The organism is Agrobacterium sp., from assembly GCF_059499945.1.
The window spans coordinates 116846-138693 of the sequence record NZ_JCABZP010000002.1; the positions used below are offsets into that span (position 1 = coordinate 116846).

At 55.4% G+C, this 21848-nt stretch carries 23 protein-coding genes; 15 read left to right on the forward strand and 8 right to left on the reverse strand.

All coding sequences use genetic code 11. The annotated features are described in order from the left end of the window. Positions 1-27: 27 nt before the first annotated feature. The 6 genes from AC5I5B_RS01585 to AC5I5B_RS01610 all read right to left on the reverse strand — a co-directional run bounded on the left by AC5I5B_RS01585 (position 28) and on the right by AC5I5B_RS01610 (position 6017). A complete protein-coding gene (locus AC5I5B_RS01585) occupies positions 28-666 on the reverse strand; it encodes a hypothetical protein (protein WP_111785026.1) in 639 nt (212 codons plus the stop codon). A 37-nt stretch (positions 667-703) separates the two neighbouring features. Next, complete coding sequence (locus AC5I5B_RS01590; protein WP_080834807.1) at positions 704-883, reverse strand: hypothetical protein; 180 nt, start codon at positions 881-883, stop codon at positions 704-706. Between the two features lie 293 nt (positions 884-1176). Continuing rightward, a complete protein-coding gene (locus AC5I5B_RS01595) occupies positions 1177-2874 on the reverse strand; it encodes a COG3904 family protein (protein WP_236775569.1) in 1698 nt (565 codons plus the stop codon). A gap of 369 nt (positions 2875-3243) precedes the next feature. Continuing rightward, positions 3244-3882 carry a CatB-related O-acetyltransferase gene (locus AC5I5B_RS01600; RefSeq protein WP_111834491.1) on the reverse strand — a complete coding sequence of 213 codons (639 nt, stop codon included), beginning with the start codon at positions 3880-3882 and terminating at the stop codon, positions 3244-3246. Positions 3883-4167: 285 nt separating this feature from the next. Then, positions 4168-5157 carry a carbon-nitrogen hydrolase family protein gene (locus AC5I5B_RS01605; RefSeq protein WP_111834490.1) on the reverse strand — a complete coding sequence of 330 codons (990 nt, stop codon included), beginning with the start codon at positions 5155-5157 and terminating at the stop codon, positions 4168-4170. Positions 5158-5492: 335 nt separating this feature from the next. Continuing rightward, a complete protein-coding gene (locus AC5I5B_RS01610) occupies positions 5493-6017 on the reverse strand; it encodes a GNAT family N-acetyltransferase (RefSeq protein WP_111834489.1) in 525 nt (174 codons plus the stop codon). A 680-nt stretch (positions 6018-6697) separates the two neighbouring features. Here AC5I5B_RS01610 and AC5I5B_RS01615 point away from each other — a divergent pair. The 6 genes from AC5I5B_RS01615 to AC5I5B_RS01640 all read left to right on the forward strand — a co-directional run bounded on the left by AC5I5B_RS01615 (position 6698) and on the right by AC5I5B_RS01640 (position 13552). Further along, entirely contained in the window at positions 6698-7189 is a 492-nt protein-coding gene (locus AC5I5B_RS01615) for a hypothetical protein (RefSeq protein ID WP_111834488.1), read from the forward strand. Positions 7190-7511: 322 nt separating this feature from the next. Further along, positions 7512-8834 carry a DUF4365 domain-containing protein gene (locus AC5I5B_RS01620; protein ID WP_111834543.1) on the forward strand — a complete coding sequence of 441 codons (1323 nt, stop codon included), beginning with the start codon at positions 7512-7514 and terminating at the stop codon, positions 8832-8834. Continuing rightward, positions 8831-10285: an argonaute/piwi family protein gene (locus tag AC5I5B_RS01625; protein ID WP_111834487.1), complete on the forward strand. Its 1455-nt coding sequence runs from the start codon at positions 8831-8833 to the stop codon at positions 10283-10285. The genes AC5I5B_RS01620 and AC5I5B_RS01625 overlap by 4 nt, the downstream gene beginning before the upstream one ends. Before the next feature lie 45 nt (positions 10286-10330). Then, on the forward strand, positions 10331-10525 hold the full coding sequence (locus tag AC5I5B_RS01630) for a phosphotransferase-like protein (RefSeq protein WP_111834486.1): 195 nt from the start codon (positions 10331-10333) through the stop codon (positions 10523-10525). A gap of 391 nt (positions 10526-10916) precedes the next feature. Further along, the gene (locus tag AC5I5B_RS01635) at positions 10917-11534 is read left to right on the forward strand and encodes a hypothetical protein (RefSeq protein ID WP_111834485.1); all 618 of its coding nucleotides are present in this window, start codon (positions 10917-10919) and stop codon (positions 11532-11534) included. Positions 11535-11578: 44 nt separating this feature from the next. After that, complete coding sequence (locus AC5I5B_RS01640; protein WP_111834484.1) at positions 11579-13552, forward strand: AAA family ATPase; 1974 nt, start codon at positions 11579-11581, stop codon at positions 13550-13552. Here AC5I5B_RS01640 and AC5I5B_RS01645 read toward each other — a convergent pair. After that, the gene (locus AC5I5B_RS01645) at positions 13508-14083 is read right to left on the reverse strand and encodes a PIN domain-containing protein (protein ID WP_162695536.1); all 576 of its coding nucleotides are present in this window, start codon (positions 14081-14083) and stop codon (positions 13508-13510) included. The two genes, AC5I5B_RS01640 and AC5I5B_RS01645, sit on opposite strands and share 45 nt — an antisense overlap. Positions 14084-14191: 108 nt before the next feature. Between AC5I5B_RS01645 and AC5I5B_RS01650 the strand changes: the two genes are divergently transcribed. From AC5I5B_RS01650 to AC5I5B_RS01690, 9 genes are all read left to right on the forward strand, one after another. Continuing rightward, positions 14192-14395, forward strand: a complete 204-nt coding sequence (locus AC5I5B_RS01650) for a hypothetical protein (RefSeq protein ID WP_162695535.1) — start codon at positions 14192-14194, stop codon at positions 14393-14395. A gap of 587 nt (positions 14396-14982) precedes the next feature. Then, positions 14983-15825, forward strand: coding sequence for a glycoside hydrolase family protein (locus AC5I5B_RS01655; RefSeq protein ID WP_111834481.1), 843 nt, complete (start codon positions 14983-14985; stop codon positions 15823-15825). Between the two features lie 196 nt (positions 15826-16021). Further along, on the forward strand, positions 16022-17161 hold the full coding sequence (locus AC5I5B_RS01660) for a RelA/SpoT-related domain-containing protein (RefSeq protein ID WP_111834480.1): 1140 nt from the start codon (positions 16022-16024) through the stop codon (positions 17159-17161). Positions 17162-17190: 29 nt separating this feature from the next. After that, positions 17191-17961, forward strand: coding sequence for a hypothetical protein (locus AC5I5B_RS01665; protein ID WP_162695533.1), 771 nt, complete (start codon positions 17191-17193; stop codon positions 17959-17961). A 55-nt stretch (positions 17962-18016) separates the two neighbouring features. Continuing rightward, positions 18017-18652 carry a hypothetical protein gene (locus tag AC5I5B_RS01670; protein WP_111834478.1) on the forward strand — a complete coding sequence of 212 codons (636 nt, stop codon included), beginning with the start codon at positions 18017-18019 and terminating at the stop codon, positions 18650-18652. Between the two features lie 12 nt (positions 18653-18664). Further along, entirely contained in the window at positions 18665-19351 is a 687-nt protein-coding gene (locus tag AC5I5B_RS01675; protein WP_111834477.1) for a DUF2971 domain-containing protein, read from the forward strand. Between the two features lie 169 nt (positions 19352-19520). After that, the gene (locus tag AC5I5B_RS01680) at positions 19521-19679 is read left to right on the forward strand and encodes a LexA family protein (RefSeq protein ID WP_336377077.1); all 159 of its coding nucleotides are present in this window, start codon (positions 19521-19523) and stop codon (positions 19677-19679) included. A gap of 144 nt (positions 19680-19823) precedes the next feature. Continuing rightward, positions 19824-19988, forward strand: a complete 165-nt coding sequence (locus tag AC5I5B_RS01685) for a Y-family DNA polymerase (protein ID WP_423753528.1) — start codon at positions 19824-19826, stop codon at positions 19986-19988. Beyond that, entirely contained in the window at positions 19981-20334 is a 354-nt protein-coding gene (locus tag AC5I5B_RS01690; protein WP_111834476.1) for a Y-family DNA polymerase, read from the forward strand. The genes AC5I5B_RS01685 and AC5I5B_RS01690 overlap by 8 nt, the downstream gene beginning before the upstream one ends. 247 nt (positions 20335-20581) lie before the next feature. On the opposite strand, the gene AC5I5B_RS01695 is transcribed toward AC5I5B_RS01690, so the two are convergent. Then, entirely contained in the window at positions 20582-21631 is a 1050-nt protein-coding gene (locus AC5I5B_RS01695) for a tyrosine-type recombinase/integrase (protein WP_495752201.1), read from the reverse strand. Between the last annotated feature and the right edge of the window lie 217 nt (positions 21632-21848).

The window sequence follows — 21848 nt, forward strand, 5'->3', positions numbered from 1 at the left end:
GATCGGAAGTCGGGTGATGGGTGGGGGTTATCGGCGGACCATCAGCATGGTCAGATCGTCGATCCGGCCGGGTGTCTCGGTCAGAAGGACACACTCGTCGATCAGCAACAGGAGTGCCGTGCGACGAGCTGCCCGGTTCTCACACCCGCGGAGAAGTTCACCGAAGCGAAAGGGGCCATGAAACTTCTGGACGGCTTCAAAAGCTCGGTCGTATTCGGCGTCGACACGCATTCGACGGGCGCGCAGGATGCGTTCCGCGTTTTCATAAGCACCGTATGTCGCCTCCCGTTCGGTCATGAGACGGATGCCGTGGACCGCGCCAAGCGTCGTCGAGCCGTTCCGGTTCTTCCGGAGGAAGCCTTCCGCCTTGATACGCTTCAGCAAGTCCGCCATCGCATCCGACTTGCGGGCGTGCTTCACCGCGACGGCTACAATCTCGCCATCGTCGAAAACCACGCAGAAGTCACAGATATGCTCGCGCCATACTCCGTCGGCATCGCGATACAGCAGCACCGGGAATTGCGAGTAGATAGCCTTTACGTCTTTGCGGAGCTGGAGGACCTTCGAGACGCGGCGCTCGAGATCGCTCTCGTGATAGACCACCGTTTCCTTGAAGACCGAGAAACCGCGCAGAGTCTTGGCGTGCGTAGCCGGCGGCTTGCGCACGGCACGTTCGGCTACCGGCTCGTTCCAGAACTTGGTTTCAGTCGTCGTTCCGACGACGATTCCGCGTTATTCCGCATTCCACGGCATCGGATGGCCCGTTCTCGGCCATACGGTTGGCATAACCGAAGGTGCGCGGCTGGATTGGAGGCATGCTCAGGAAGCCGAGACCTGCCTTGTGAAGCGCAATGTGTTTGGAAACCTGACGTGCAAAATGCATGAAGCCCTCCTTAGGCTCGAACAAGATGACGACATACGGTGCCTCCAGACGGAATTGTCCGCCCGAATGATCACTTTGTTCGTATGCCTATCTCGTTCATGCTTGGCTCCTTGCGTCAGCGATTTCCCAATACCGATTTTTTCGGCACTGCATAGAGTATCAGAGCCGGATCGGGGCATTTTGTGCCCCGGATTGGTGCACTTCTTTGATCTTGGTTAATGGGGTCCTTCGAAAAAATCCTTACTTTTAACCTCTAAGATGACCTAAGGCCCATACCGAATCCGCCATCCTATTTATTTCAGGTTTTCAGCGATCGTCCGAGTACAGGTTTCATCGTTTCCGACGTTAGTTGTAGCAACCGGCTTCCACGTGTCTCGATCAAAATCGAAGAACTCGACGACGCAGGTGTTGGTTTCGTAGTTCAACCATTGGGCAGCGACCAGTCGGCTATCGCGACGAAAGTCCAAACTCAGATACATGTGCTCTTCCCCGCCACGGGGGAATGAACCCGGGCGGCCCGTTTGATTGTTGGCGACGATAACGAATGAGCACCCCGTACCGCACCCGATCTGGATAAGGGTATATTGGCCAGCGAAATTTGGCCCTTGACGCATACCGTCGCGAATACGAGTTCTGAAACTGTTGAATTCGCGATCACGCCCCTTGAAGTCGGGCATGACGGTCTTTCCGGAAAGACGACCTCGAGCAGGATAGCTGGAAAGGTCTGGCCTCCTGAACGTCGCGCTTGGAGCAATCCCTACGGCCCTTTCCTGTTTATAGGATGTTACTTCACACGCGTGCCAGCGCATTTGATAGCCGTATTCCCCCTCACGACCGTAACACCATCCTACGGCCTCAAGCTTGTTGCCAATGGCTTCGCGCCGTTCACAGGCCACATTTGTTTCTGGCAAATCACCGCGGTCTCCGCGGCAGGCAGAATTCTGTTCCGCCCACTGGGATATTAGACGTACGGGTTGAGAGACCCCCTTGTCGGTCTGGATAACCTTGCCCATTTCCGAGAGGATTACGCCCGCCCTCTGGTCCCAAACCAGAGAAAACTCGGCGGAGCCGGATGAGGTCCGGTTCCCGACATCACGTTTCGTGAACCAGTCAACGATGCCGTCAACCTTGCAGGTTTCCGCGCAAGTCACCTTCGTTGCACTCGCATTCACGCTGTATGCGCGGACCGGCCATCTATTCGCGAAGTTCCGTTTTTCGTTAACGACAGCGGATTTCGGCGTGGCTTTACCGTAGAAATCGACGGTCTCCGCGTAAGCCTTTTCCATAAAGCTCAACGCTTCCTCATTCCCCCTGGACCAGGCATCATGGTACGCCGTTATGAACGCCAATGCCTTTTCCTCAGTTGTGGCCGGAGATGCGTCAGTGGTTTGCGCGGTTGCAGGCACCGCCGCTGGGGCGACCTTGGACGCATCAACGGATTTAGTCAGATCGGCCATACTTCCCCAGGTCACTTTATAGCTCTGCATCTCGCTAGCCGTGAGATACCGCATGTCGTCACTGGGAACCGACAGGCTAAGTTGGAGCAGTTTGGGGTCGACGTCCATTTCGACAAGGTACGTCATGATCTGGGCGGTCAGCGCTTGAACCGCTGCGACCGCAGTATGTCCCTCGATAGTGGTTTCCGGAGAGAAGGAAGACTGGTGTACACCGATCGCGCCGGGCTCTGCTTGGCGATTCACGCCTCCGACAAAAGCGAGTGCGCAAGCCGAAGCGCATTCGGCAGACCGAAGCTGGAGCGTCGATAGCCCGAGCGACCTGATCATCCTCCCATAAGCCATCGCCGTCATGACGTTGCCGCCGTTGCTGTTGAAGGTGATCAGTTTGGCACCGCTTGCGGCGACTTCACGTGCAAGTTGGTCAGGATGGTCCGATGTGGTGAACTCACCCTTGAGTAGGAGAACAGGCGAAGAGTTGTCGATTGGAACACGCTCAAGGGTGATGTCCGCAAGTGCGGCTCCGACCCAGGTCATCGACACTGTTGTCGATACCAATAGTATACGCTGAAACACGACTTCTGCCCCCGTTCGCCTCGAGACGCATGCTATCGTGTCAATCACTACGTGCAATATCGAAAGCGGCTAAACTGCGCTCAATGACGGCCTCGAGTAGATCAGGCGAGCCGAAATGTCGGCGAAGCAGTCAGGATAGGCGAGCAGGCCGCCGTCGTTCAATATTCTTGCCATCATCGAAGCTCCAGTTTCAGCCAGTTTGCAACCTGAACCCGTCTTGAGGTCAATAGGTATGGGTAGTTTGAATCGCTGTCGCCGCAACGTCTGGTGTACGGCGCAATCCAGTCGGGACAGAATGAGCCGTTTGCGGGTGGTGGAAATGCCGAACATTCACCCGTAGGCCAGCCGGAGCGCAGCCATGTCACCGCTGCTGAGCGCCGCCAGGTTGGCTTCGATTTTCTCGATAGGCCAGTCCCACCAGGCGAGACGAAGCAGTTCGTCGATGACTTCGCTGGGATAACGCATTCGGATAATAGATGCTGGATTTCCGCCGACAACTGCGTAGGGCGGTACATCTCGTGCGACGACCGAAGCGGCAGCGACAATCGCACCCGTTCCTATGTGAACGCCTGGCATGATTGCCGCGTTCTGGCCAATCCAGACGTCGTGGTCCACGATCGTGTCCTTGACGGGCAGGTCTTTGTAACCAAAGGTCTCCGGCTTGAAGATACGAAACGGGTAGGTGGTGAAGCCGGTCATCGGGTGGTTCGCCGAACTGGTAATGAAGTAGCTTCCTCTCGCGATCTGCACGAACTTGCCGATTACCAGTCGTTCGCGCACACCGTGACCGAGATAAGGAGCTAGGATCAGGGCAGTGTCTTCGGGCTTTCCGGCATGCGTATAATAGCTGAAATCACCGATCTCCATCCGCGGATGATCTATGACGTTCTTCAGGTACACCGTGTCCCGATAGATAGTCCCGTCGGGCAGCGTAATCGGATGGATGGCATTTGCGTCGAGAAGAGCCATACAGAACCTTTCGAATGCCAGCCGGCCAGAAACGGCATCCTGTTTAACCTCGTGGGTGATTTTGTCGCTGTCAGGCTATTTTCTCCCGACCGAGAAATCCATCACGGGTGGTGTATCGTTCCAATGAATAGTTTTGATGGCCAACGTCGGGGTTGAACACATCTACCTTCTACGACGTCTCCGATAGGGCGCTTCCGTGCAAGCGAGTATATGGAAGCCCGGAGGTGATCCGATGTGATTATCTGTGTGGTCAGTGGCGGGTGTTCCGTTGACCACACAAAGTCTTCAGAACAGATTGCGAGTGTCGCTCCTCGGGTCGTTTGCCACCTGATGAGGAACGTAAAGTTGGGCACGCGCCTTTCGCCGCCACGGTCGAGCCGGATTTTCCGGGTCAATCACAATGTCCGCAACAGTGATCGCGGCTCCGCCATCTGCCGTGCACAGTGCTTTCCATTGACCATTCGGCGCAGCAATTCCCGAAGGGGCCAGCATGCTTTGCGGCGCGTGAGCGGCATAGCTGATCCAGTACGTATTGCTGGCCGCATGTCCCAATACCTCGGCGGCAAAACCTGATGCAGCGGACGGCGTTTCGCCCGTGGTCGAAAACAGGACGCAATCTACCTCAAGCCGCTCATATTCGGTGAATATCTCTGGATAATGCGTTTCCATTCCAAGCGCGCAGCCGAAGCGGACGCCACCAACGTCAAATGTCACAGGAGTTCTTCCTGGCGAATACATGAATGAGACTTTTGTGTTCGACAACATTCGCTCGTCGTAACGTGTCACCAGTTCCCCCTGATCAGAGATGACGTACAGACTGTTATGTGGCCGATGTGGAGCGGTGAGCTGATGAACTGAACCAAACACCGTCCATAGCTGAAGCTCCTTCGCGAGCTGGCTGGTCAGATTGAGTTCGTCACGCAAGGTCGCCCATTCGAATTTGGCCCAGGCAGAAGGACCAATTTCTCTAGGTCCATTTGCGGACATGATCCGCTTATTGGGCGAGCAGATTGCCCCCTCAGGGAAATGCACAAGACGCGCACCCGCGTTATGCGCCTCTTCCATCAGGCTGCGCATTTCCCGCCCACCGGCCCGAAGCGCCGAAATGTCACGGGGATCATCGAACAACGATGTTTGCCCGACAGCTAATCGTATCGAACGGATCGCGGAGGTATCCGTTGGCTGCCGAATATGTCGGAGTGCTGAGGTATAGGATTCGCCGGTTTTCGCGGCACGAGCACGCACACGGCGCTTGAGATTACCGTTTTTCGTCATCTTGGAGCCTTCCACGTCCCGGACCCAGTTCCCCAGCAACCCGCCCGAAACGCTCGGACCAAGATAATGACCTGAGACGGAAGTCCCTTTGCCTCCGTTCAAGACCCTGCTGGGGAGAGTCTGGGAGGTTTGGCGCAGGTCACGCCAAGACCAGGATGGTAGCGGAATGATGATTCGTCAATGTGGTTCGATGCCAGGGTGAGCGAGATGCCGATGGCGATTGGAAATTTTACACGGGTGGAAAATCGGAGTTCGCTGCTCGTGCTGTTGAACAGGCGGCTGCCCAAGCAGCGGCGAGAGCTTGCAATTCGATGAGTGTTCTTCTGCTGAACCAATCACCGTTTCTCGCTGATGTAGAGGTAACGGTCGACAAAGACGCCGCTTTCCCGGAGCTGTTTCCGATAAACTTCTTTTCTGTCGTGCACTTGTTGTGCGACTTTTTGCGATGGTGTGTTTTCGGGGCTGGTGATGCTGACCACTCTCGGTAAACCGAGGCTGTGAAATGCATAGTCGCGGCACGCAATTGCTGCCTCGGTTGCGAAACCGTTTCCCCAGAAATCACGCCACAGATGGTAACCTATTTCAGGCTCGGGACCCGCGGGGGTTTCCTGTAGTGTAATACCACAATCGCCAATGACTTCTCCTGAGGACGCATCGATGACGGCCCAAAGGCCGAAGCCATGTCGGTCGTAGGTATCGAACGCGAGTTTTTGAAACCATGTGCGGATTTCTGAGGGTGACTTGGTACCCGGATAAAACCGCATACATTCGGGGTCGGCGTATATCCTCCCAAGCGAAACGAGATCGGTCTCCTCGATCCTGCGTAGACACAGTCGCTCCGTTGTCAGAATGATCGACACGCTACCTCCATTTCTCCTGCCCATATTACCCCCTTGGTGGACAGAACGCGGCATTGACCAGGGTTTCAAATCGGAACGAACGCAAACGTTCATTTACCACGAGGTGGATTGCCAGATTCGACGGCGCGTATATGTCGTCTTTGCCATTATGTATCCGACGAGAACAACAACCGATGAGGTGACATGATGTCAATCAACTCGGGTCATGCCAGACATTTCCCGCGACCCACACCAACTACCGTTAGCCCATTGGAACGGGCTATCCTGCAGCTAGAGACGATGATCGATGAGCAAAGACTGAGTGCGCTACCGGCACCGTTTGCACTTCACAAAGCTAAACGCATTCTCGAACGATGCCACCAAAGTAAGCCGTCGCCAGACGTTGACAACAACATTGGTAGCATCGGTTTCGATGACGGCCGCAAATCCACTTGATGGTCAGCGTGGAGGTTTGAACCAGTACAACTCGTCCCGAGCCTCGCCAATGTATACATATCTGCTTAGGATAAGTGGTCACGCACCCTGTCACGGCCCAGAAGTGATACACGGTGATGGCGGAGTCAAGGTTTTCTCAGGCTGACGCTCACGACCGTAGGGTGATCACTGATTCGTTCTACATCCCAACGGCTTGTTAGGATTTCTGCGATACTGCACCACCGTCAGAGAATTTGGTGCTTGGAATGAACATAGACGAAGTTATGGAGTTCGCTCCGTACATTCAGATCATGCTGGATCGGTATGCCGAGAATAATCCGGTCGCAACTCAGTGTCTTGTTGTTTCGGCGAAACTCGCTTCTGGCGTCGAAATGCTGATCAAAGAGCGATTGCCTCGGTTCAGAGCTAACTCCTTAACTCTCGAAATTGGCAACCTGCTTGTGGATGGCGTCTTGCAATTCGATGAAGGTGTCGCGAGGAGGCATGCAGAAGACCTTCCTCCCCCAGCTTTGACCCCAGAACACGTGGAGGCCTACCACGCTTGGCTTCAGTTCGATCGGGCAATTATTGACCTCACGATCATCTACACGGCGTTCGCCGCGAAGGACATAACTCACCTCGAGCCAGGTGCTGTCTTCATATCTTCCGATGGGGTATGGGCACCGCAGGACTACGGCTTCCAGTATCGGTCTTACCGAAGCTGGTCCTTGGAGGAACTTAGGGTGATAGGATACTGACTGCCATGGCTCTGTGTGTGTTCAGCTGCACGCACAATTCGATCCAATAGCGCGGTGTATTCAGGGCCGATGAAGTTCGATCCCTGAGCTCGACACCGCAGGCTTTTATTTCCTGTGACATGCGGTTCCTTGAGGGAGTCATATGGGTCCGTATGCACGGGGACGGTGGTTTCTGTGGCTAGCAAAGGCGACTCCAAACTGTTCGTTAATCGTGCGATCTAAACGTTGTCGGCGCAATAGTCAGGCCGATTGAAGTAAAAATAACCGGTATACTCGGTTGCAAGCATTGGCATTCTACAGTTTGTCTGCCTATGATTCCGATATGGCGAAGAACGTTACGCAGAATCAGCTTGTTGGCGAGATCGGTGAAACGGCCGCGAAGCTGCAGTTTCTAAAGATTGGCTTCCAATTCGACCCCCGGTCGCGGCTCGAGGCGGGTATCGATGCTATTGTTGAAGTCATGGATCACGGCAAGCCGCTGGCTAAGATGATCGCGGTCCAGGTAAAGACAACGGCGGCAGGAAAGTATGCCGGCGAGGACGACAACGGCTTCCACTATCTTTTGAAGAGCGAAGACCTTGCTTACTGGCGGGGCAGCAATCTACCGATCATCATTGTCCTGCACCGACAGGCGGACAACTCGTTCTTCTGGAAAGAAATCCCACGTGGCGAAGAGTTCCAAGATCGGCGCTTGAATTTTAGTAAGCGGGACGACGTGCTCGACACGGACGCCGTTGATCGCTTGGCGGCACTCACAGTTCCAAAAGCGGGCTTCGGATATTATGTTCCGCCTTTAGGGGGAGGCGAGGAGGCCCTGGTTAACATCCTTCCCGTCAAGCTGCCGTCCGAGGTTTATGTCTCCACCACTTCGTATTCGCGAAGGCAGGCCGTAGCGATATTGCTGGATGCGGATGAGCCGGCGCGATTCGACTGGGTCATCAAGGGCGATGCGTTCTGGTCATTTCATGACCCGAGGACTTCCGTCTGCAGGCACATCGTCGATCTCGATCAAGTCGAAGCGATCGATGTCGAATCCCTAGCGTTTCACGATGACGTCGATGAACGCAACAACTTTGCCTACCTACTGAAGCAGGCGCTGTCCCACCAAGTCCGACAGGACCTTTCCTGGGACAAAGAGAAAAAGCTCTATTACTTCAAGGCCAAGGCCCAGAACACAGCGCGCACCTTTAAATACGAATCCGCGAAAAAGGCCACCGAAGCCGACGTCGTAAACGTGGTGACCAGCAAGAGCGAGAAGGGCAGGGTCGAGTTCGTTCGGCATCATTCCTTCGTCCCTCGGTTCGAAAGCTTCTACGACGAATGGTTCCTGGTCATCGAGCCGACCTATCACTTCACGACCGATGGGTTCACGCCGCACACCTATCCCGATGCGCTTTTGGCCGGGAAGAAGCGATTGGACAAGAGTGCGGCGCTGCGAGGTCAGGTCATCATGTGGCATCGTTTTCTGGCCAGCATCGAGCCGAAGTCCGACGATCTCTTCGCGGTCACTTCGGGCGACCCTTGGCTCGCTTTTGGGCCTCCGCCGACGCTGGAACTGCCTACAAGAGTTCCCGAAGATGTCTGGGGATCGCCGAAGAAGGACGACCACACCGACGAAGAGAGGGACTTGCTGAACTGGGCATGAAGTTTACATCCACCATCTTCAAAGAGCCTCAGCTCGAGTTCGGCGACAAGCATCAGGACCCCGATCCCCGGCGGGGCCTCTTCCTCGCTGGTCCGTTGCAGACTGCGAGCGGCGACGCCATCAAGATTGCGGTTGTCGGAAGTGCGAAGACCGTCGAAGACACGGAGAAGTTTCTCGCTGCCGCATCAGTCGGTTTCCTCGGCAAGTCCGAAAAGCATCCGAACATGCATCCTGATTTCCCGGGCCTCGGCAATCAGAACCCATATCGGTGCAAGTTCGAGATTGCCCAGGATGCGACGGCCGCCATCCCACAGGCAAAGATAGAAAAGATCAGGAAGGAGCCTCACCACGGCAAGGCCGTGGAGATGGCAGTCGACGAAGTCATGGAACTGCTTACCGCTATCGAGGAAGGCAGTAGCCGCCCCGACGTTGCAATCGTCGCGCTTCCCGTCGCCCTGATTGAACGAGTCTGGAATGCCAAAGTCGATTCCGACGGCACGGTCGAAAAAGAGGACGACGGCGGCTCCGATGCGCCGAACTTCCGTGGATTGCTAAAGGCGAGGGCAATGCACCTGAGGTTCCCGATCCAGATCGTGTGGGAAGACGTCCTCGACGAGAGGGCCGTCATCCCACGTAAGGTGAAGGAAAGCAGCGCGCGTAAAATCCAGGACGAGGCAGGCCGAAGCTGGAACATTATGACGTCGCTCTACTACAAGGGGTCTGGACGCATTCCGTGGCGGCGGATGCCTCAGGAAGGCGAATTCTCTGCGTGTTACATCGGCATCAGTTTTTACCGTGAAGTAGGCGGGCAACAACTGTTCACCAGCGCCGCCCAAATGTTCGACGAGCGCGGGCGCGGCTTCATCCTAAAGGGACGGCGAGCCCAAACCGAAACAAGGGGCCGCCACCCCTACATGATTCAGGACGACGCCAAGGCGCTGGTTGCCGAAGTCCTCGCCGCTTACAAGAGCCATCATAAGCACTTTCCTGCGCGCGTCATCGTTCTGAAGACGTCACGGTTCCGGGACGACGAAGCTGACGGCATCATGGAGGCCCTTGAAGAAGTCGGCACCGAGATGAAGGACCTCGTGTGGGTGCAGGAAACGTCATCCATCAAAGTACTGCGGGACGGCAATTATCCCGTGCTGCGCGGGACTTTCGTCGAACTGGATGGAAAAGGGCTTCTCTACACCAACGGCAGCATCCCCTACTACGGTACATATCCCGGGATGTACGATCCTCGGCCATTGCTGCTGTGTCCGCACAAGACCAGCGATAGCACCGTTGCGCAGATCGCCAAGGAGGTCTTGTCGATGACGAAAATCAATTGGAACTCGACCCAGATGAACCAGAAGCTGCCAATCCCGATCCGGGCCGCGCGCAAGGTGGGGGAAGTCCTGAAGTATGTAGGCGACGGCAAGGTGAGTTCCGATTACACGCGGTACATGTAACCCGTCATCTCGGCAACCGCCTCGATTCTAGTCTAACGATCGTCGATTGAGCGCGAAACCGCGCGTGGAGACAGGCCGGTCGGCAGTGCCCAGCGGGATTATGAGACGATACACGTCGGCAAGACGTATGACATCGAGTTGGAATCCACGGATGGCGCTGATGTGAACGTGGAAAGGCTGCTCTGCGCTTGGCGAAGCTGTTGTCGCTCCTCAAGTTTCGTTGTCTCGACCGCTGATTGAAGTCCGGTCGGGCCAAATTGCTGCCCCTCCGCTGGTGGTGATTGCTCCTTAACTCCGAAAACATCTGTGGACCAATCGACCATTGCTGCGTCCTGACGGGACATACCCTGGCGAATCTGACCTGCTTCAGAGCTGTTGAGTCCTGGGCCCTCTGCGGCCACTGGACCGCTTTTACTTCGATTTGGGAATAGAGTTTCATCTCCTGCGGTGACATGGTCGATTTTTGGAGAAAGCAGTGTTTAAAAAAGGATCAAATTCGTCGTTGACAGCACTGAATTTGTTCTCTATTTGTTCGATCATGAAAAATTCGGCCCGCCTCATACGAATAGGATGATCCCGACCTGCCGCGACGCTCGCGGTCACGATCATCCGTGTTTCTTTGAGGTTTCAAATGGGTATCGCACAGCGCGCGAAGTCTCTTCGCGCAAGCCGCAGTTCAGCATCTATTCGCACATTTTATCCAACGGCCACCGTCAAATGCGACGGTCCGCCAATCTACCGCTCCCAGATGGCTCGAGATGCAGCGTGCCTGTTTGACTTCAACCCTTCGATCTCTTTGTGGCACTGCATGCCACTCTCACTTGATTACGGGGAAGGTGTCCACGTCCCTGATTTTGGTGTCCTGGATGATGAGGGTACACGGCTATTGGTCGACGCACCGGATCGAGTAGTGTCAGCCCAAGCCGACGAAATTGAAGTCATCGCTTCTCGGCAAGGGTACAGATATCGACGTCTGGTCGCCGATGAAGTCTACGACGGTCCGCGTCTTCAGAATGCCAAAGACCTGCTTCGGTATGGCGGTACGGTTCTAGCGCTCGGTGACCGTTTGCGGTTACTCGCCGTCTTGGAAGAGCACGGCACTCTAACGGTCGCCGAATGCCTGACAGTTTTTACCGAAACCAAGCCAGTCGCCGGACTGGCCCAGATGATCTTGCGCGGTTTCGTCGAAGTCGATCTCGATACGGAATTACTCGGCCCCGAGACAATGGTGCGGCGGATACGGACCTGAACGGCCGTCAGCGTCATCATCATTCCCCGTGTTCCGAGGCATACATGCAGTCTTATAGCGATAACCTGATCGCCAATCGCGATCCGTTCCATAGCTCGAAGTACGAGCTTACCTTGCCAACCCATCTAGCCATCATCGCAATGTCGAGATCGATCCGCCAGTTGCTGAAAAGGCGATCTTCGTTCGTCGCGGCTTTCGTCATGCCGCCGAAGGCAGACATCTACGCCCACAAGATGGCCGCCAAATGGTTGCTTGAGGGGACTGTGCCGGTTGGTGGCGAACAAGGCAACAACTACGTTGTCGTCATCGGCGAAGAGACTGAACTTGCCGACGATTTCCAGGCGTTCAGGAAACTTCGAGAACTCAAGCGGGCGATCATTCTTCTCCAGGACGAGGAGCTTCTATCTGACGAGGTCCGCATCGTCGCCGATATCGTGGTCTCTTTGGCCCTACCGGCTCCGAACGATTATCGGATCGCGGCGCAGCGGATGAGGCTCGGGACTATCACGAATGCCGATGCCGATTTTTTGGCGCACCAATCTCCCAAACGGGTCGAACTCGGTTGGCGGCGCGGACGATCCGTAGCTGTGAGCATCGGGCGTCTCCGTCGGTATCCCCATATCGAAAAAGGAAAACGTCCCTCCAACCCCTCGTCGGCGGGGCCGGCACTGCACGACCTGTCCGGATATGGTGAGGCCAAAGCCTGGGGTCTCGAACTTGCCGAGGACATCACGGCATGGAAGGCGGGAGTTCTCACGTGGGATGATGTCGATTGCGGCGTCCTGCTTTCCGGCCCTCCGGGGTCGGGTAAGACATCTTACGCAGCTGCGTTGGCGAGGACCTGCGACGTACCGCTCGTATTAGGTTCGGCAGCACGTTGGCAGGCGACGGGCCACCTCGGCGATATGCTGAAGGCAATGCGCAAGGCGTTTGTCGAGGCTGCGCGGCAGGCACCGTCGATCCTCCTGATTGATGAATTCGACAGTTTCACTAGCCGCGACGACAGAACCGGCAGTAGCAACGACAACTACCATCGTCAGGTGATCAACGGTCTTCTGGAACTTTTGGACGGGGCACAATCACACGAAGGCGTTATTGTGATCGGTGCGACGAACCACCCGGAGATTATCGATCCGGCGCTTCTTCGAGCAGGACGCCTAGAGCGCCATTTCTGCATTCCTCTCCCGGATGACACAGCGCGCCACGACATCTACCGTTTCTATCTCCGGGGAGACCTTGCAGACGAAGCGCTGGACGACGTGGTGTCGGCGAGCGAGGGCTGGTCTGGTGCCGACATCGAACGATGTGTCCGTGATGCCCGACGCCATGCGAGAAGAGCAAAACGCTCGATGTTGCTCAGTGATCTCGCCACTGCCATGCCACCAGTCATCCCAGTTCCAATGGCCGTACAGCGCTGTGTCGCTGCCCACGAACTCGGACATGCCATTCTCGGTGTTTTGCTCGAGGCCGATCCGTTGGTGTCGGTTTCGATTCAGAGAAGCATTCAAGTCGGCCGGTCCTCGCAATCTCTGGGCCACACGGAATTCGAAGAGCGGCTGTTTAGTCGGAAGACTTCGACGCACCTCCGAAACAAGATTGCTACATTGCTTGGCGGTATCGCCGCAGAAGAGCTGCTATTCGGCGAATTTGGGAATGGAGCCGGTGGCGATCCCTCCGCAGACCTCAATCGCGCGACAGACTTGGCAACAATGGTGGAAATCAAGTGGGGTCTTGGGAAAACCCTGTCTGTCGAGCCTGGCGACAGTCCACGTGAATTGTCGGCATTCCGTCACCGCCGCAAGGCTCTCAGCAAATCAGTCGAGGCGACATTACAAGCGGAGTTTCGGCGCGCGAAATCCCTGCTCGAAGAACATAGGGATTCCCTTCTCGATCTTCATGCCGGTCTTTTGCGGGAGGGCAGTTTGGCCGCCGCGGAGGTGAGAGCTGCCGTAGAAAGGAACGAGAGCGCCGGTCTACCTCATAAAGCCAAAACCGCTGGATACGAACTCGGGCAATGAAGGCAGCGTCATTCCGTAATCGTCGTCGTGTATCACAGCGCGGCATGGAACGTGCCATTGAACTTCAACAGGATGAAAAACGCCCGGTAAGGGGAAATACTTGTCGATCAGGATGAAATCTTTCACGTTGAACGACGCAATCGGCATTTGATGGGCGATCGACAGGGCCGCGAACAGGAGATCATGCCCAATCTTATCCTTCTTCTGCTCCGGGCTTGGTACATAGAGATGTCGGAGGGGTCCGACGGTGGTCATTTCGGCATAGAGATTGGCGGCTTTGGCTGTGAGTTCGGCGAACTGGAAGTCGACGGAGAGGATGTCATCAATCCAGTTGTGGAGTCGTTGCGCTTTTTGTGGATCGTGTTTCGAGGCCAGATGGGCACCCCGCCTCAACTCTGCTATAGCGGGGAAGGAGATGGCGAGTGAATCCGCTCCCATGGCTTTCATCCAGGCACGCAACCCTGGCGGAGGTCGTTGCAAACCGGCATTGCTCAGGATGTTCGTATCCAGCAAAAAAATGGGGCCTGCCATTTCGAAACCCTCGGATGTAAACGGAATCACCAAAGGTCGTAGCCGGCATGTGCCGGTTTTCCGTAAACGTCGACGTATAGAAGTCGTAATTCGAAAATTGGAGAGACGGTGACGATGTCACGAACCTGGACGATCGATGAAGCATCTGCCGACCTGCCGAGCCTTCTGGAAGCGGCACGCACGTCGTCGCAATACATCATTGTCCCCGATGGCAAGTTCGAGGTGTCGTTCAGACAAACAGGGCGGAAATCCCTAGACGATATCTTGGATAATGACGGGCCGCTGAAAGCAAGCGATATTCGCGACCTGTGAACAAGCAACTCCTCACCAAACGCATACACTTGGAGGAGGGAAAACTCGTGTGGACGGCCGACATGGCGGGGAAGCAGTTTTAGCTTCTCGACAACCTCATTCTGGCCAAAGCATTGTTTTCCAGCAAGCCGACTCTTGAGGACAATCCAAGTCCGTGCTTCAGACCCAATAGGCACTCAAGAACGATGTATGGAAGTTCGTCCTCAACTAGGTACTGTGGACGGCGCTCATCTACGGCGGAAACGGCATCCGATTTGGTAGAGAGTTACTGTGCCGGGGGCATGGGAGAGCTTCCCAGTGTTGATCTCGACTACGAATTACTCTCCGACATTGCCGAACATTTGCGTGCGCGCATGTGTCTGGGTGACTTTGTCGATATTGAATAGATCGTCGATCATGTTTCCGTACGGCCTCAATCCGATACGGAAATAGTAGAAACAGGCGCTGCAAAAGGGAAATACGTAGGTTCCGGATACCTGCAAGGCTTCCATGTCGACAGCCAGACCATAGTGCTCTGAACGACGCCATGAAACTCGATATTAACTTCCAGTTGCGATAGCGGACGTGGGCGAAGTAGGGGAATTCCAATGACATTGTTGCTTCTATGGAAGAACGGAGACGAGATCACCGTTATTGCGGACACGCTGTTTGGCGGCGGACACGGTGAAGGCTCCGCGATCGGCCCAAAGATTTTCCCTGTCCCGATCGCGATCTCTGACCTTGGTGAGGCAAAAAAGGAAACGCTACCCAATATGGGATTTGCGTTTGCCGGCAACGTCCTCTCAGGCCAATTCGCGCACGCGCTTGCGTCAACCTGCCTCCAAAACCTTGCCGCGCCAACCACGACTATGAAGCCGGACGTGGCCGATGTCGCGCGATACTACGCCGACTGTGGACTGCGAATCGTCGAAGAGAGAAGACGGCACAAGGCTTTGGATGGATATGGTTTCGAGGGCGTTGTGTTCGGCTACTCCGACAAGAACTCGACTTCAAAAGCCTATCATTTCAACGTTCACGTTAATTCAGAAGGCAACTGTGTTGCTCCTCTTGACGAACTCTCGCTGCCAGAAGGAAAAGTCCATCCATTTGGTAGCGGGGCCTCGTACGCGCGCGAGGTAATCGCACACCTAGAGAAGAACGATGCGCCGATAGACCCCTGGGAACTCATGGATTTCATCATAGCGAGCGAAGAAGTTCCGTCTGTTGGTGGTGAAATCCAGGCGGCAACGTCACAGACTGATGGAGTCGAGCTTCGCCCTGTGCAACGGTTCTTTCGCAAGAGAGATTCGGGCGAACTCGACGTCGATTTCGCGGTAATGGGAATTAATATCCACCGCATGGGGATGGTGGCCGGCTATGTCCCGATCGGCACTCCTTTACAGGGTGACTCCGCGGAGCGGCTGAATCGAATGATGAACGATATCGAGTAATTCCGATCGCAGTCGCATCGAGATAATGCCGGACACCGAGGCGTCGCCAAATAGCCGGCCGACCATCCCGTCAATCAACGGGGGATCGCTTGGAAGCCGAGTTGTAAAACGATCCTGAACTCTACTATTGTCTGCGTGAACAAAATCAGATTCACGGTGACGAACGTTGTCGAGTTATCCGGTCTATGAATACAGCATGCATGATGTAGCGAGGGCGGGACAGCGTCTGAAAGACGTTATTCCTTGGGAGGACTATGATGATGAGGTTCGTCGGGTCTTCTCAGTAGCGAATAGTTGGCGTGACAGTCACGTGCTTCCGATGAAAAGCATTCGTCTTTCCATCGCGCACCGGATGCGTCATCTCAAGCTTTCGGGCGACGTAGTGGCGCGCGCGAAGAGAATGTCGTCAATCCGTGGAAAGCTGAGACGGCATCCAGGTAAGCTGGACCAAATGCAGGACCTGGGAGGGTGCCGCGCGATTATGGACGATATCAACGGCGTCAACGCGCTTGTGGCCGAGTGCCAGCGGATGCCTCACGAGGTTCGCAACCACAAGAATTATGTCGATCATGCCAAGGCGGACGGATACCGCAGTCATCACGTTATCTTCCGGTTCGATGGCGAGGCGGATCGAGCTATGTACCGTGGGCGTCGCGTGGAACTCCAAATCCGCACGAAGCTCCAGCATTCTTGGGCCACAGCTGTCGAAGTTGTCGGTCAAACGCGGCTCGAGGAACTGAAGTCCGGTAAGGGCAGCGCCGAGTGGTTACGCTTCTTTCGCTTGATGTCCGACGAGTTTTCCTTTGAGGAAGGTTGTGAGCTTGACCGCGTCGCACCCGAACGACGACACAGGCTTACTGAAATCCGAGAATGCAATAACGCTCTTCGTGCAATGGAAGTGCTTGAGAATCACCGCACAACGACGCGGTACATAAAATCCTACATACTCTCGGGCGATGCGCGGGTCTTCCTTATCCGATACGACAACGTCAACCACACTGTCAGCGTGGAAGGTTACTCAGACCCGTCCGTGGGAGCTATTGCCCTACAACATGAAGAAATGGCGATGGAAGAGGCCGGGCTGGCCGAGAACAGTGTCGTCCTCGTGGACGCGAAGGAGGCTGCGTCAATCGTCTCGGCATTTCCGAACTACTTTGGTGACGTCTCGCTGTTTCTTGGCCGTCTGAAAGCGATTTGCGGGAAGGCTCAGGATGCCGAATATCAGTTGCCTAAGCAGGAAGCTGTAGCTCCGAAGGCTCGCGAGGTGCCGGACCTAAGCTGGTTCAAGCAACGCCATCGACGCTGGACCGAAGGCGGCAGAGGCAACAAAAAATAGGAGCTGTGATGTTGAGGAAGGACGAATTCGTGATCCTGAACATCTGGGAGGACAGCCGCGCGCAACTAATTGAGCGGTTAGACTTCTACCACGAGCAGGCGAAGAAGCGCGTACTTGAGCAGTTCCGAGATATTGAAGGCGAAGCAGAGCGGTACGCAGAGGAGTCGTATGACCGTCGCGGACACTGGTTCAATCCCGACACGGACGATCCAGCCTCATCGGCGGAGGCCGCGTGGGATGATGGTATCATGCACTACGGTCTTCTTGAAGACCTAAGGAAGCAGATGATCCTTAGCATAGCGGCCGGAATGTACCACGAGTGGGACAAGCAGTTCCGTGACTGGCTGGACCGCGAGCTAGGTCATAATTTCAGTCTGGATAAATTAAGGCCTGACCTATGGAAGCAGGACGTCGGCACGCTTTTCGACATGCTTGAAATGTGGGGATGGGACCTTAGGGCGCAACCGTTTCATGAAATCATTGATTCCTGCCGTCTGATCGTGAACGTGTATAAGCATGGTCATGGTCCATCGTTGAGCCAGTTGAAGGAAAAGTATCCGCAATATCTTCCTAGTTCCGGGAGGCGTACTTCCTTCGGATCAAGCTATCTGCACTACAACCAGCTTGAGGTCGAAGAAGACGCCTTGTCGCTGTTCCATGAGGCATTCGGTGATTTCTGGAAGTACGTCCCTAGTAGGACTGTTGTACGAAAGAATACTACGCTGCCGGCGTGGTTTGAAAAGGCTCTGACGCGGAAGCCTCGATCCAAGGAACCGCCGAAAGCGAGGACATCATCGTGAGCAAAAACGAGTGCCGCAGTACGATGCCTCTTCCTCACTATCGAGGCCGTGGGAAATGACATCCTCAAACAGCCCTCATGATTTTCACCCTGTCTACCAGGTCGGTAGGGCTGACGACTTGGATGAGGCTTGGGGAATCGATTTGATCACAGGGCAGAAGGTCGCATCTCTAGTCGCCCTGTTTGGCGCGGTAGAGTTCCATCTGGAACGTGCGATATGGAAGCTGAAAGGTATCGATCCCAAGGGCATCCGTCCCGAAACCGATGGCAAGAGGATTTCGGCGATGATCGACATGGTCGAGCAGATTGCGGTTGCTCTTCCGTCCGATATCGAGAAAGGCATGTTGGCGACATGGTGTGCGGCGTGTCGGTCGGGCTTCACTATCCGGAACAACATTTCGCATGGGGTACCGTCAAGGCTTGGGACGACTCTTGTCTTTTCGAGGAATCCTCAGTGGCATGGAGAACAGCGGAAAAAGGTCTTTGGTGACTTTTGGGCGGACGTACACACTCTCGACCTTGTGCGTCAGTCCTTTGCCACCCTTCTGCGGGTGATAGTTCACGTGGAGAAATGCGAGACATCCCTCGAGAGCATCGGGACAAAGATTGTCCTACGTGCGCTTGGCGAGGCTCGATCAATCCTCGGTGAGTTTGCGAGTCAGACCTATGATCCTAGTTTCGAAAAGTACTGAGGTGGAGGAACGATGAGGCTCTACTATTTCACGAAGGCCGAATACGGGCTCGAGAACATCCGCCGCCGCCGGATCAAAATCGCCCGTATCAAGGACCTCAACGACCCATACGAATTTATCCCTCTCATGGGAGACCGGGCGCTGCGCACAGGGATGCGAGAGATGAAGCGTCTGGCGGACGCTGAGTATGGCATCGTGTGCTTCACGACCGATTGGACGCATCCGATGATGTGGTCGCACTATGCGGATCGACATCGCGGCGTCTGCCTCGGGTTCGACGTCGTAAACGCCCGCCCGATTATTCCCATCGAGTACACGCCGAACCTGCTCGCCGAGAAGGACTTCAAGGTCAAAGAAATCGACGACATCAACACGCTCGACTATATGCGGACCTGGTTTGTCAAATACGAGGCGTGGGCCTACGAGGCCGAGGCGCGGATGGTCTTCCAGCTCTCCCAGGAAGAGGAAGAGAACGGCCTCTACTTTCATCAGTTCGAACCCGCTCTTCGTCTGTCCGAGGTTGTCGTCGGCCCCGAGAGCGACATCAACCGAAACCAGGTTGAGGCGGCCATCGGCGACCTTCAAAATGTCGAGTTGACCAAGGCAAGGCTGGCTTTCCAGAGGTTCGCGGTCGTGAAGCAACACAAGGAATCGATGTGGAAGAAGACCGAGGACCTCGACCCCGAAAATCTAATGTGACTTGACTCCACCCGAAAACGAGAACGGTTGGAGAACAAAATCCGAGGTTCTATATGATCACGTATTTCGACGTCACATGTACTCGGAAATCGGTTACTCTGGCACCGTGTCCTGTGCCAGCTGGTTTCCCGTCGCCTGCGGGCGATGACGTCGAAGAAGTCTGGACTTCGTGTCATGGATCGTCAGGCACGAGGCATCGACGTTCTGGTGGAAGGTCAGCGGCGACGGCCTTCATGACATCGGAATCCAGGACGGCGACTGGATCGGGGTAGACCGCACCGGAAAGGCTCGCCCTGGTCGCGTCGTCCTCGCCGTTCACGAGGGCTAGTTATCATCAAGATTATCGACAAGCGTGACGGCCGGCTCTGGCTCGAGGCCTTCCGGAACTATTCTCCGATCCTCGTAGGCGAGGACACGACGATCTGGGGTGTAATGGCGGGCCTGGCGCACAAAATGCCCATCGAGTGATGCGATGCCAGAGCCAATCGCCCTAATCGACGGCAACAATTTCCACGTTTCCTGCGAGCGGATTTTCGATCCCCGCCTTCACAACATTCCTGTCGTTGTGCTGAGCAACAACGACAGCTGTACCGTCGCCCGCACGCCAAGGCCAAGGCGCGGGCGTTGGGATGGTTGAGCCTCTCCATTTTTTCAAAGACAAGGTGAAACGCCACGGGATCAAGGTCCTGTCGTCGAACTATTCGCTCTACGGAGATATCTCTCGTCGTGTCGTCAGTACCGTCCAGCAATTCAGCCCGGCATTGGAAGTTTACAGCATAGATGATAATTTCTTCGGCATGAGCGGGTTCGGTGATCCGTGTCCGAGCACGAGCCTGAACGGGGCTTTGGCTATTCGCTGGCTCTACCGTCAAAGAATCGCCGAGGCGGGCTTTCATGGGTTTCCACTCGCGGCATGTGAGCGCTCTGAACCGCGCTCTATGGTGGTTCAAGCTGAATACACCGCGACATCTGGGACGCAATGATTGAGTCAAACCGCCAAAACCAGTCCAAAAACGGACATGCCCAAATCAAATGCCGCGAGTAGCCCCAATCAGCCAGCGCAGGGACAAACCAAACCCGCGAAATCACCTCGACGGTCATTCATCTGAAATTGTGAGAAGCGGTGGCGACCCCTGCAGAACTGGCAGTTTTGCCGCAATATATATGTATTTCAGATATTTAGACAAAAGGTGAGGGGAGTTTCGTGACGATTGATTTCGTTATCGAATTTTAGCCACTCCCCTCACCATAGTCTCTCGAAACCGAGAGCTTTTCCGCAGCAGCCTGCGCCAGCCTTCGCTTGTCCGCACCCTTCGTGTAAAGTGCAGCCATGGCATCCGAGTTCCATCCGAACAGCGCCTTCAGCTCTGCATTACTTCCCCCAGCTTCTGCCAGCTTTTGAGCTACCTGCTTGCGTATGCCATGCGCTCTACCCGACACGCCAGCGGCTGTGCACGCTTCCCCAAACCAGTTCCCGAATGATGCTGCGCTTTTGAACGGTCGACCCTGTTTTGGCGTCACAATATACGCCAGATGGCCGGATTTTACGCTCTGAAGCGTTGCCGAAAGAATAGGGTGAAGCGGGATAAACAAATCTTCCCCGTTCTTCGTCGCCTTAATCTCGATCACGTCGTTCCTGATATGCTGCGGGCCAAGCCGATAAGCATCCGATCGCCGGAGGCCAGTGAACAGCATGATCTCGAGCGCGAGCCGCTCCTGCGTGCCTGCCTCGTGCTTACGGTAAAACGCAATGACGTCTTCCTCCGTCCAGGGCGTAAAGCCGGAGGATTTGACCTTTGGCCGCTTCACGTCCTTGACGGGGTTGCTCTTGGCATATCCGGCGTCAACGGCCCACTCGAAGAGATATCCCATAACCTTCATGAAATTGATTGCCGCGTGAGGCGTGTCTGCTCGTCGGTCGCGGCCAGCGGCGATGGTGGCTCTGGTGATTGCCGAGATCAGCATCTTCCCGCCGTTCTCGCATGCCTTCTTCATGATGTTGCGGCGGTTTGCCTGCGTGGACGGCTTCAGGCCGCGGAAGGCGGCGCTCTGTTGGTATTTATCGACCAGCCATTGCAGCGTGTGTTTGCCCGCTGGCTGCTGCGCTATTGTCTCGCCAGCTATCAGGGATTTCCAAGCTTTCACAAACTCGTCGGAGCCGTATTCACCCGGCAGGCGCGTTCTTTGCCCATCACCAATGCGAAAATACCAGACGACCTTTCCGTGCCTGGTAATCTGTCGCTGAACATATTGGTATCTTGGCTTCGGCATAACCTCCATCAGAGATACCCCGAAGCGCTTTCTTCAAAGTCCTTTTCTGAATAACCCCCACTATCCCCGTTAATCACAACCGATCCATCAGGCTCGACGCGGATAGACTTGACTTCCACGCCGGCCTTCTTCACGGCGCGAATAGCTCGCGACACGGAATCCTCAGTGAAGGCAACGGCACGTCTTCCCATTATCCCTCGCTCCTTTCAAGCGCCGCTCGGCCGGC